The sequence below is a fragment of the Mycolicibacter sp. MU0083 genome, from assembly GCF_963378075.1.
Classification (GTDB): domain Bacteria; phylum Actinomycetota; class Actinomycetes; order Mycobacteriales; family Mycobacteriaceae; genus Mycobacterium; species Mycobacterium kokjensenii.
The window spans coordinates 632306-644220 of sequence record NZ_OY726394.1 but is presented as its reverse complement, the minus strand read 5'-3'; the positions used below and the strand labels follow the sequence as shown (position 1 = coordinate 644220).

General features: G+C 71.8%; 7 protein-coding genes. 5 read left to right on the top strand and 2 right to left on the bottom strand.

Going from position 1 to position 11915, the window contains the following annotated elements; all coding sequences use genetic code 11:
- The first annotated feature begins 16 nt into the window (after nucleotides 1–16).
- Both RCP38_RS03000 and RCP38_RS02995 read left to right on the top strand, forming a co-directional pair.
- Nucleotides 17–532, top strand: coding sequence for a hypothetical protein (locus tag RCP38_RS03000; protein ID WP_308475530.1), 516 nt, complete (start codon nucleotides 17–19; stop codon nucleotides 530–532).
- Nucleotides 525–1142 carry an RES family NAD+ phosphorylase gene (locus RCP38_RS02995; RefSeq protein WP_308475528.1) on the top strand — a complete coding sequence of 206 codons (618 nt, stop codon included), beginning with the start codon at nucleotides 525–527 and terminating at the stop codon, nucleotides 1140–1142. Before RCP38_RS03000 ends, RCP38_RS02995 begins: the two co-directional genes overlap by 8 nt.
- Before the next feature lie 89 nt (nucleotides 1143–1231).
- Here RCP38_RS02995 and RCP38_RS02990 read toward each other — a convergent pair whose 3' ends face one another.
- Together RCP38_RS02990 and RCP38_RS02985 are read right to left on the bottom strand one after the other, a co-directional pair.
- A complete protein-coding gene (locus tag RCP38_RS02990; RefSeq protein ID WP_308475526.1) occupies nucleotides 1232–2341 on the bottom strand; it encodes a 6-phosphofructokinase in 1110 nt (369 codons plus the stop codon).
- Nucleotides 2338–3504 (bottom strand): zinc-binding dehydrogenase, encoded by a 1167-nt coding sequence (locus RCP38_RS02985; protein ID WP_308475525.1) that lies wholly within the window; start codon nucleotides 3502–3504, stop codon nucleotides 2338–2340. Before RCP38_RS02985 ends, RCP38_RS02990 begins: the two co-directional genes overlap by 4 nt.
- 53 nt (nucleotides 3505–3557) lie before the next feature.
- Here RCP38_RS02985 and recC point away from each other — a divergent pair, with 53 nt between their 5' ends.
- From recC to recD, 3 genes are read left to right on the top strand one after another with little or no spacing between them, the layout of a single operon-like run.
- Nucleotides 3558–6842, top strand: coding sequence for an exodeoxyribonuclease V subunit gamma (gene recC / locus RCP38_RS02980; protein ID WP_308475523.1), 3285 nt, complete (start codon nucleotides 3558–3560; stop codon nucleotides 6840–6842).
- On the top strand, nucleotides 6839–10141 hold the full coding sequence (gene recB, locus RCP38_RS02975; protein WP_308475521.1) for an exodeoxyribonuclease V subunit beta: 3303 nt from the start codon (nucleotides 6839–6841) through the stop codon (nucleotides 10139–10141). The genes recC and recB overlap by 4 nt, the downstream gene beginning before the upstream one ends.
- Complete coding sequence (gene recD, locus RCP38_RS02970) at nucleotides 10138–11886, top strand: exodeoxyribonuclease V subunit alpha (RefSeq protein WP_308475519.1); 1749 nt, start codon at nucleotides 10138–10140, stop codon at nucleotides 11884–11886. Before recB ends, recD begins: the two co-directional genes overlap by 4 nt.
- Nucleotides 11887–11915: the final 29 nt, after the last annotated feature.

Below are 11915 nucleotides of genomic sequence, written 5' to 3'. Positions count from 1 at the left end.
CGAGTAACATGGTGCCATGCCCACCGCTGTCGCACCGATCGCCCGCCAGGTCGCCGAACGCGCCCGTGCCGACGCCGGATTCGCCCAGGTCCTCGATGCGCTGCTGGAGGCGCCCACCGCACCGCAGGGCACGTTGGAGCGCATCGCCTCCCACGCACTCAACGATCAGCGCCGCGCCGCGATCATCGACGACTTCGTCGCCGGCGCACTGCCCACCCCGCGGGTGCAGTCCCTGCTGCGGCTCGGCACCCCGCAGGCGGTGCATCGGCTGCGCAGCCGCGGCAAGCTCGTCGGCGCGGCCGTGGGCAATCAGACCTGGTTCCCGGCCTGGCAATTCGACGACGCCCGGGTGCGCGCCGATCTGCCCGAGATCCTGGAACTGCTGGGCCGGTTCACCGGCGACCCGCTGGCCGCCGACCGCATCATGCGGCTCACCCATGACGAGTTGGGTGGCGTCTCGATCGCCGAGGGGCTGCGCCGACCCGAGACCGCACCGGCCGCGCGTCGCCTGCTCGCCGCACTCGGTGCCTGAACTACCGGCCGGCTACCGGGCCGCACTGCCGTCGGCCCGGCCCACCGGACTGCGTCGCCGCCGGGTGACCGCGGGGACGCGTTTGTGGCGGCTGGACGCCGAGCACCCGCGGCAGTGGACCTGGGCCGGGTTCGCCGAACCGCGTTACCGTTTCGATCCGCCGTCGGGGGCGTTCCGGACCCGTTACGCGGCAACCGATCCGGTGGGGGCCTTCCGGGAGCGCTATCGACTGACCGGGCTGATGATCCCGGCCGATCACGCCGGCCACCTGCTGGTGTCGCTGACCGCCGCGCGGCATCTGCGGGTGCTCGACCTGCGCACCGAGCGCAATCTGGACGCCCTGGCCGTCGACGACCAGATCAGCACCGGCCAGCACGACCAGGTGTGGGCGACCTGCCAGCAGTTGGCCGATGCGGTGCACCGTTGGTGGCCCGAGGCCGACGAATGCCCGGATGCGATCGTCTACCGTTCCCGCACCACCCCGGAGAACTCGGCCAACTACGCGTTCTTCGGCATCGACGCGTTCGAGGTGGAGTCCTCGCCGCTGGCCGAGCGCGCCGACGTCACCTCGGATCTGGTGCTGCGCCACGGATTCACGCTGGGGTACTGAGAACTGGCCTCCAACAATCCCGCCAACCCCGTCCGCCCCATCCGGGCATAGGGGTGTGTGCCCGCCGGTTACCCCCGGGGCACCAGCGATCAGCACTCGTCGCCGAACCGGATCCCCACGTCACGGGCGGTCTGGATCGAATCGCAGTCCAGCGGAACGGTTTTCTGCCGCCGGGTGGCGTCGGCCAACGGCACGTAGTCCACCGTCGGCGGGTTGAGCGCCACCATCACCCCCGTGCGCCCTTCACTCAACGCCCGCACCGCGGCCGCACCGAACCGCAGGCCCAGCAACCGGTCCGTCGCCGTCGGCGAACCACCCCGCAACAGGTGCCCGAGCGCCAGCGAACGCGACTCCCGCCCGGTCAGCGCCTCGAGTTCGGCGGCGACCTTGGCCCCCACCCCGCCCAATCGCTCGGCCTGCCCCACCGATTTGCCCGCCACGGTGCGTTCGCCGCCGACCGGCCGGGCGCCCTCGGCGACACAGACGATCGAGTACGTCGAACCGCGTTGTGCGCGTTCGGCGATCAGCTCGGCCACCGGTTCCAGGCGATACGGGATCTCCGGCAGCAGGATGGCGTGCACCCCGGAAGCCATCCCGGCGTGCAGGGCGATCCACCCGGCGTAGCGGCCCATCACCTCCACCACCATGATCCGGCTGTGCGAGGTGGCGGTGGAGAACAGCCGGTCGATGCACTCCGAGGCGAAGTCGACCGCACTGGCGAACCCGAAGGTCGCCACGGTGCATTCCAGATCGTTGTCGATGGTCTTGGGCACCCCGACCAACCGCAGACCGGCTTCGTGCAGATGGTTGCCGATCGTCAGGGAGCCGTCCCCGCCGATGGTGATCAGCGCATCGATGCCGTGCTCGGCGAACCGCTCCAGCAGCTCACCGGTGCGGTCCTGTTCGATCCAGCTGCCGTCGGCCTGCTGTACCGGGTAGGCGATCGGGTTACCGCGGTTGGTGCTGCCCAAGATGGTGCCGCCCTGGTGGATGATCCCGCGGACCCGGTTGCGGGTCAGCTCGATCAGCCCACCGTCGGGATAGTCCCCGCCCCGCAGCAGGCCGTTGTAGCCGTCCCGGATCCCGACGACCTCCCAGCCGCGCTGCTGCGCGGCCAGCGTGGCGGCGTAGATGACGGCATTGAGGCCGGGCGCATCTCCCCCGCCGGTGCTGATCGCGATGCGTTTGATGTCGGTCATCCCTGCACCTCCTGCAGTGGGCTGCGGGGATCGATCAGGATCTTGGCGTGCCTGCCCGCCTCCGCCAGTTCGTCGAAGGCGCCGGCCACCCCGCCCAGGCCGACGCCACCGGTGATCAACGGCGTCACATCGACCTTTCCCTCGGCGATCATGTGCAGGGTGTCGCGGAATTCCATCGGCGTGTAACCCAGGACGAATCGCAGGTCGATCTCCTTGTTGATGGCCATCGCCGGCCGGATCGCGTCGGTGGCCATGCAGACCCCGACCACCACCACCCGGGAGAACAGCGGCGCCCCGGCGACGATCCCGTCGATGATGCCGGGCACCCCGACGCACTCGAAGATCACCGGGTGTTTCGGGGTGGTGGCGCCGGCGGCTTCGGCGGCCCGCCAGACGTGCCACCAGGGCAGCCGCGCCCGGTAGAGCTTCTCCACGGTGCCCACCGCCAGCCCCAGGGCGTCGGACGCCCTCTTGAGGTGGCCGTGTCCGGCGGCCGTGTCGTAGGGCGATTCGACCGCCGGGTCCACCACCACGTCGGCGCCGCAGCGCTGCGCCAGCGCCCGTCGTCCGGCCGAGAAGTCGGCGGCGATCACGGCGCGCACCCCGCGGGCTTTGAGCATGCACACCACCGCCAGGCCGATCGGCCCGCAGCCGATCACGATCGCCACGTCGCGGCGGCCCACCTCGCCGCGGCGCACCGCATGCCAGGCGACCGCCATCGGCTCGGTGAGCGCCGCCGCGTCCGCCGACAGCCCGTTGGGGACCGGCAGCGTCAACGCCTGCTCGACGATCATCTGTTCGGCGTAGCCGCCCGGCGCCGCTTCCGACAGCCCGATGGTGTGCACGTCGTCGCCGCGGCGCAGCAGCGGCACCGCGACCACCCGGGTGCCGGGGCGCGGCGCGTTGCGGGTGCGGGGGCCGTGGTCGAGGACCTCGCCACAGAATTCGTGCCCGAAGATCACCTGTTGATCCGAGCGCATGAAGCCGTCGTATCCGGTGGCCGCGGCGACGTCGGCGGCTTCGTCGCAGTGTTGGCGGGCGTGCAGGTCCGATCCGCAGATCCCGCAGCGCAGCACCTCGATGAGCAGTTGGCCTCGGGCCGGGACCGGGCTGGGCAGGTCGACGACCTCGAGTCGGGCATTACTACAGCTGACCGCTTTCACATCGGCCAGCCTACGAGTCCGCGTTGTCGGTACCGCGGTTTATGGTGAGCCCGATGGGCCTTCACCTGCACCGCGCCGAACGCACCGACACCCTGGTCGCCGGGCTCGGCGCACTGTTGGCCACCCCGCCCGCGGATCCGTTCGACCGGGAGCTGGTGCTGGTTCCGGCCCGCGGGGTGGAGCGCTGGCTGTCGCAGCGCCTGTCGCACGTATTGGGTGCCGGCGCCGGCGGCGACGGGGTGTGCGCCGGGGTGCTGTTCCGTAGCCCGGGGTCGCTGATCGCCGAGATCGCCGGCACCGCGCAGGCCGACCCGTGGTCACCGGACGCCATGGTCTGGCCGCTGCTGGCGGTCATCGACGCCGGCCTCGACGAGCCGTGGTGCGCCACGCTGGCACGGCATCTGGGCCACTTCCACACCGACGACGAGGCGGAGCTGCGCCGCGGCCGCAGGTATGCGGTCGCGCATCGGCTCGCGCGGTTGTTCGCCTCCTACGCGCGGGAGCGGCCCGAGATGCTGGCGGACTGGCTCAACGGCGAGACCGGCGATCTGGACGCCGACCTGTCCTGGCAGCCGCCGTTGTGGCGGGCACTGGTGGCCGCGGCCGGTATCGATCCCCCGCATGTGCGCCACCGCGACACCCTCGCCCGGCTGCGGACCGCCCCCACCGCGACACTGCCGGCGCGGTTGAGCCTGTTCGGGCATACCCGCCTGGCCCGCACCGACATCGAGCTGCTCGGGGCGCTGGGCGTGCACCACGACCTGCACCTGTGGCTGCCGCACCCCTCCGATGCGCTCTGGCAGGCGCTGCGCGGTGTGCACGGCCCGGTCCCGCGCGCCGACGACACCGGCCGCACCGCCGCTCGCCACCCGCTGCTGCACACCCTGGGGCGTGATCTGCGCGAACTGCAGCGCGGCCTGCCCGCCGATCCGGATTCCGACGAATACCTTTCCGCCGCAACGGCTCCGGACACCCTGCTGGGCTGGCTGCAATCGGATATCGCCGCCGACGAGGTGCGCCCGGCCGGGCGGGTACTGGCCGCCGCCGACCGCTCGGTGCAGGTGCACTCCTGCTACGGCCCGGCCCGCCAGGTCGACGTGCTGCGCGAGGTGCTGCTGGGTCTGCTCGCCGACGACCCGACCCTGCAGCCCCGCGACATCCTGGTGATGTGCCCGGATATCGAGGCCTACGCGCCGCTGATCACCGCCGGCTTCGGGCTGGGTGAGCTGGCCGGGGAGAACCACCCGGCGCATCTGCTGCGGGTGCAGTTGGCCGACCGGGCCACCGTCCAGACCAATCCGCTGCTGGGGGTGGCCGCCGCCCTGCTGGACATCGCCGAGAGCCGGGCGACCGCCACCACGGTGCTCGACCTGGCCCAGGCCGTGCCGGTGCGGGCCCGGTTCGCCTTCACCGACGACGACCTGGAGGTCGTCACCGGCTGGGTGCGCGACGCCAACATCCGGTGGAGTTTCGACGCCGAGCATCGGGAGCCCTACGGGCTGGACCGGATTCAGCACAACACCTGGCGGTTCGGCCTGGACCGGATCCTGACCGGGGTGGCGATGTCCGATGATTCCCGGGCCTGGCTGGGCACCGCGCTGCCGCTCGACGACGTCGGCAGCAATCAGGTGGAGTTGGCCGGGCGGCTGGCGGAGTTCGTGGACCGGTTGCAGACCGCCGCGGACCGGCTCACCGGGACACGGCCGCTGTCGGAGTGGTCGGCGGCGCTGCTCGACGGGGTGGCCGCGCTGACCCGGGTCGGCGCCGACGACGGCTGGCAGGCCGGTCAGCTGGAGCGTGAACTCACCGAGGTGCTCGCGCAGGCGGGCGCGCACGCCGATACCGCGCTGCGCTTGTCCGACGTGCGGGCCCTGTTGTCCGGGGATCTGGCCGGCCGGCCCACCCGGGCGAACTTCCGCACCGGCGGTTTGACGGTCTGCACGCTGGTGCCGATGCGTTCGGTGCCGCACCGGGTGATCTGCCTGGTCGGCCTGGACGACGGGGTGTTCCCGCGGACCGACCACGTCAACGGCGACGACGCCCTGGCCCGCCGCCCGCACACCGGGGAACGCGACGTGCGTGCCGAGGACCGTCAACTGCTCCTCGATGCGGTCTGCGCGGCCACCGAGACCCTGGTGATCACGTTCACCGGCTGCGACGAGCTCACCGGCAAGCAGCAGCCGCCGGCGGTGCCGCTGGCCGAGCTGATCGACGCCCTGGACGCCACCGCGGCCACCGCCACCGGCGCACCGGTGCGGGATCACGTCGTGATCGATCATCCGTTGCAGCCGTTCGATATTCGCAATGTGACGCCGGGCGCGCTGGGGACGCCGGGACCGTTCAGCTTCGATCCGACCGCGCAGACCGCGGCCGAGGCCGCCGCCGGGACCCGGCACGCCCCGCCGGCGATGTTCGCCGCCCTGCTGGACCCGCCGACCGGCGACGTGGAACTGATGGACCTGTTGGCCTTCTTCAAGGATCCGATCAAGGGGTTCTTCCGCGCCCTGGATTACACGTTGCCGTGGGACGTCGAGGGTGTCGAGGACGCCATGCCGGTGGAGATCGACGCCCTGCAGACCTGGTCGGTCGGCGACCGGATGCTCACCGACATGCTCGGCGGCATGCACCCCGACGACGCCGCGAACGCCGAGTGGCGCCGCGGCGCACTGCCGCCCGCCCGGCTGGGCATGCGGGCCGCCTGCGAGATCCGCGATCAGGCCCGGGCGCTGGCCGAAGCCGCGATCCCGCACCGCACGGGCGATCCGGCCGCCTACGACATCGACCTGCAACTGGGCGACGGCCGGCGCCTGACCGGCACCGTCTCCGGCGTCTACGGGACCCGTACCGTCTCGGTCACCTATTCCAAGCTGGCCCCCAAACATGTTCTGCAGGACTGGATCACCCTGCTGGCGTTGGCCGCGCAGCATCCCGGGCGGGGCTGGTCGGCGCTGTCCATCGGCAAGGGCGCCCGCAGCCCCATCAGCCAGCGGCTGTTCGCCGCCGACGCCGACCCGGCGGCGGCACTGCGCCAGCTGGTGGCGATCTACGACGCGGGCCGGCGTGAACCGCTGCCGCTGCCGTTGAAGACCAGCTACGCCTGGGCCGACGCCCGCCGCTCCGGTGACGACCCGCTGTGGAAGACCCGCTACGTCTGGACGGGCAGGTTCGGGGAGAACACCGACAAGGCGGTCTGCAAGGTGTGGGGGCCCGACGCCCCACTCGATCGACTGCTGGGCACTCCCCGCGCCGGGGAGGAGATCACCGGGGAGAGCACCCGGTTGGGGGCGCTCGCCCGGCGAGTGTGGTCCCCGCTGCTGGCCGGGGAGGGCACACTGTGACGCAGCCTTTCGACCTGCTCGGGCCGCTGCCCGCCGCCGGGTCCACCACGGTGCTGGAGGCCAGCGCCGGCACCGGCAAGACGTTCACCCTGGCCGCGCTGGCCACCCGCTACCTGGCCGAGGGCCGGGCCCGCCCGGACCAGTTGCTGCTGGTCACGTTCGGCCGGTTGGCCAGCCGGGAACTGCGTGATCGGGTGCGCGCCCAGGTGGCCGGTGCGGCCGCAGCACTGTCGGGGCAGCGTCCGCCGGACAACGACGTGGAGCGGCACCTGTGTGACGGGTCCGCCGACGTCCTGCGGCAGCGCGCGGCCCGGCTTCGCGACGCGCTGGCCGATTTCGATGCCGCGACCATCGTCACCATTCACCAGTTCTGCGCCCTGGTCCTGAAATCCCTCGGGGTGGCCGGCGACACCGACGAGACGCTGACCCTGGTGGAGAGCCTGGCCGACCTGGTCGGCGAGATCGTCGACGACCGTTACCTGCAGCGCTTCGGCCATGACGAGACCCCGCCCCCGTTCAGCCGGGAGGAGGCGCTCAAGCTGGCCAACCGGGTGGTGGAGGAGCCCGCCGCGCAGTTGCGTCCGCTCGACCCGGAGCCGGGCACCGAGGCCGCGGTCCGGCTGGAGTTCGCCGGCGAGGTGCTGGCCGAGTTGGCGCACCGGAAACGCCGCCAGGGCATCCTCGGCTACACCGATCTGTTGACCCTGCTGCGGGATGCTTTGCGGCGCAGCGGCTCCGATGCCGCCGAACGGATGCGCCGGCGCTGGCCGGTGGTGATGGTCGACGAATTCCAGGACACCGACCCGGTGCAGTGGGAGGTCATCGACAGCGCCTTCCGCGGGCATTGCACGCTGGTGCTGATCGGCGACCCCAAGCAGGCCATCTACGGATTCCGCGGCGGCGACATCTACACCTATCTGGCCGCGGCCCGCACCGCCGATGACCGGCGCACCCTGGACACCAACTGGCGCAGCGATTCCGACCTGGTCGACTGCCTGCAGGTGGTGATGGGCGACACCCGGTTGGGCCACCGCGAGATCGTGGTTCCGCAGGTGCAGGCCCATCACCGCGGGCAGCGCCTGGCCGGCGCACCGCACAACGCGCCGTTCCGGCTGCGGGTGGTGGACCGGCCCACGCTGGGCTGCTCGGCGGCCAAAGAGATCCTGATCGATCCGCTGCGCACGCACATCGCCGCCGACCTGGCCGCCGATATCGCCGCCCTGCTCGGTTCCGGCGCCAGCTACGACGGCCGGCCGATCACCGCCGGTGACATCGCGATCCTGGTCGACCGTCACCCCGACGCCCGACTGTGCCGGGATGCGTTGAGCGCACTGGATATTCCGGTGGTCTACACCGGCGACGCCAACGTGTTCGCGACCGGTGCGGCCGCGGACTGGCTGTGTCTGCTGGAGGCGTTCGACGCCCCGCACCGCAGCGGGCTGGTGCGTGCGGCGGCCTGCACCATGTTCTTCGGTGAGACCGCCGAAACACTGGCCGCCGGCGGCGACGCCCTCACCGACCGGGTGGCCCAGACCTTGCGGGAGTGGACCGATCACGCCCGCCAGCACGGCATCGCAGCGGTGTTCGAGGCCGCCAAGCTGGCCGGGATGGGCCGTCGGGTGCTGAGCGGGCGCGGCGGCGAACGGCAGCTGACCGACTGCGCGCATATCGGCCAGCTGCTCAACCGGGCCGCCCACGATGAGCGGCTCGGGCTGCCGGGCCTGCGTGATTGGCTGCGCAAACAGTGCGAGGACCAGACCAGCCGCGCCACCGAGCGCACCCGCCGACTCGACAGCGATACCGGTGCGGTGCAGTTGATGACGGTGTTCATGGCCAAGGGTCTGCAGTTCCCGGTGGTGTATCTGCCGTTTCTGTTCAACCGCAACATCGGCGACCGGGGCGACCTGCTCTATCACGAGCCCGGCGCGGACGGCACCGAGACGCGCTGCCTGTACATCGGCGGCGCTGCGGGCCCGGATCGGGGCCGCGCCAAACAGTTCCACCACGTCGAGGAGACCCTGGATCACCTGCGGATCACCTACGTCGCACTGACCCGGGCGCAGTCGCAGGTGGTGGCCTGGTGGGGTCCGAGCAAAGACGAGGTCAACAGCGGGCTGTCGCGGCTGCTGCGCGGCCGGTCGCACGGCAGTGTCGAGGTGCCGACCAGTTGCCTGCCCAAGCCCAGCGACGACGAGGCGTGGGCGCACTTCGAGGCCTGGCAGGACGTCGGCGGCCCGGTGGTGGAGCACTCGCAGGTGATCGCCCCGACCCCGGTGCCCCGGCCGTCGTCGCCGACGGATCTGGCGGTGCGGCACTTTCACCGCCGGATCGACACCGACTGGCGGCGCACCTCGTATTCGGCGTTGGTCCGGCACGCCCAGGAGGGCACCCCGGCGGGGGTGGGCAGTGAGCCCGAGTCGCACGCCCGCGACGACGAGTCGCAGGACATCACCGTCAGCCAGGCCGCCGTCGGCGTCGGCACGGATCTGCGTTCCCCGATGGCCGATCTGCCCGCCGGCGCGGCCTTCGGCTCGCTGGTGCATGCGGTGCTGGAGACCGCCGATCCGTTCGCCGCGGACCTGGCCGCGGAGTTGGCCGCCCAGGTCCGCGTGCACGAGCCGTGGTGGCCGATCGGCGTCGACGCCGACGTGCTGGCGGCCGCCCTGGTGCCGATGCACGACACACCGTTGGGGCCGTTGGCCGGCGATGTGACGTTGCGTCGGGTCGGGATCGCGGATCGGTTGCGGGAGTTGGATTTCGAGATTCCGCTGGCCGGCGGCGACGGCCCGGACACCGGGCCGCCGGTGCGGGTGGCCGACGTCGGCGCGCTGCTGCGCGCGCACCTCGACGCCGCCGACCCGTTCGCGCCGTATGCTGACCGGCTGCTCTCCGAGGCGCTGGGCGGCCAGCCGTTGCGCGGCTATCTGTCCGGTTCCCTGGATGTGGTGTTGCGACTGCCCGATCGGCGCTATCTGGTGGTCGACTACAAGACGAACAATCTCGGCGAGACGGCGGCCGATTACGGTCCGTCACGGATGGCCGAGGCCATGCTGCATTCGGACTATCCGCTGCAGGCGCTGCTCTACACCGCGGTGCTGCACCGGTTCCTGCGATGGCGCCAGCCCAATTACGACCCGGATCGGCATCTGGGCGGGGTGCTGTATCTGTTCGTGCGCGGCATGTGCGGGCCGGCGACCCCGACGGTCGACGGCACGCCCACCGGGGTGTTCAGCTGGCGGCCGCCGACGGCCCTGGTGGTGGCGTTGTCGGATCTGTTGCATCAGGGGGCGGGCGTATGAGCACCGACGTCATCGATCCGCTGTCGTGCCGGGTGGCACACCGGGCCACCGGCCTGCTGCGGCAGTTCAACGAGGCCGGGGTGCTCGAGTCCGCGGATGTGCATACCGCACAACGGCTCTGCACGCTGGGCGGCGAATCCGACGAGACGGTGGCGCTGGCGGTGGCGTTGACGGTACGCGCGCTGCGCACCGGATCGGTCTGCCTGGAGTTGGCGACGGTGGCCGCCGGCACCGAGCTGCCGGAGTTGCCGTGGCCGGAGCCGACGGCGTGGCTGGCGACGGTGCGCGCGAGTTCCCTGGTGGCCAGGCAGGTGCTGCGCTTCTACGCGGATCGACTGCTCTACCTGGACCGTTATTGGCGGGAGGAGGAGCAGGTCTGCGCCGACCTGCTGGCACTGTCCACCCCGCACGCCGGGCCGGCCGGGCTGGCCGCGGTGGAGCGGCTGTTCCCGCCGGAGTATCACGAACAGCGGGCGGCCGCCGAGATCGCGCTGACACAGGCCGTCACGGTGTTGACCGGTGGTCCGGGCACCGGCAAGACCACCACGGTGGCCCGACTGCTGGCGCTGCTGGCCGACCGGTCCGAGGGGGCCGGACGCCCGCGGCTGCGGATCGCGCTGGCCGCCCCCACCGGCAAGGCCGCGGCACGGCTGACCGAGGCTGTGGCCGGTGAGGTCGGCAGGCTCGACCCGATCGATCAGGCCCGGCTGGCCGGGTTGCAGGCCAGCACCCTGCACACGCTGTTGGGTTCGCGGCCCGGGAATTCGTCGCGGTTCAAGCACAATCGGGCCAATCGGCTGCCGCACGACGTGATCGTCGTCGACGAGACGTCGATGGTGCCGCTGACCATGATGGCCCGGCTGCTGGAGGCGGTCCGGCCGACCGCCCGGCTGATCCTGGTGGGTGACCCCGACCAGTTGGCGTCGGTGGAGGCCGGGGCGGTGCTGGCCGACCTGGTGGAGGGTCTGGCGGCCCGGCCCGGTACCCGGGTGGCGACGCTGTCGACCGCGCACCGCTACAAGAAGTCGATCGGCGAGTTGGCCGCAGCCATCCGGGCCGGGGACGGCGACACCGTCATCGACCTGCTGCGCTCCGGCGACGAACACCGGGAGTGGATCGACGTGACGGGCCCGGCCGCACTGGCCGGGAAGCTGGCCGAGATCGCGGTGCCGCACGCGTTGCGGGTCCGGCAGGCGGCGGTGCTCGGTGATGCCGGCGAGGCGCTGCGCAATCTCGACGAGCACCGGTTGTTGTGTGCGCACCGCGACGGCCAGCACGGGGCGAATCACTGGAACCGTCAGGTGCGCCGCTGGGTGTCCGATCAGACCGGGGATCCGCTGTGGTCGGAGTGGTATGCCGGACGTCCACTGCTGGTCACCGCCAACGATTACGGACTGGGTGTGCGCAACGGCGACACCGGTGTGGTGGTGGCCGACGACGAGGGCCTGCGGGCGGTGATCGCGACCGCGTCGGGCCCGGTGGATTTCGCCACCGGCCGGCTCTCCGACGTCGACAGCATGTACGCGATGACCATCCACAAGAGTCAGGGCAGCGAAGCCGACGTGGTGACGGTGCTGATGCCGCCGGTCGAGTCGCGGTTGCTGACCCGGGAGCTGTTCTACACCGCGGTGACCCGCGCCAAGCATCAGGTGCGGGTGGTCGGCTCCGAGCAGGAGATCCGCGCCGCACTGGATCGGCGGGTGGTGCGGGCCTCGGGGTTGGCGTTGCGACTGCAGGAGGCGTGAGGCCGCGAGCAGCGGACGCTTTGTAGTAC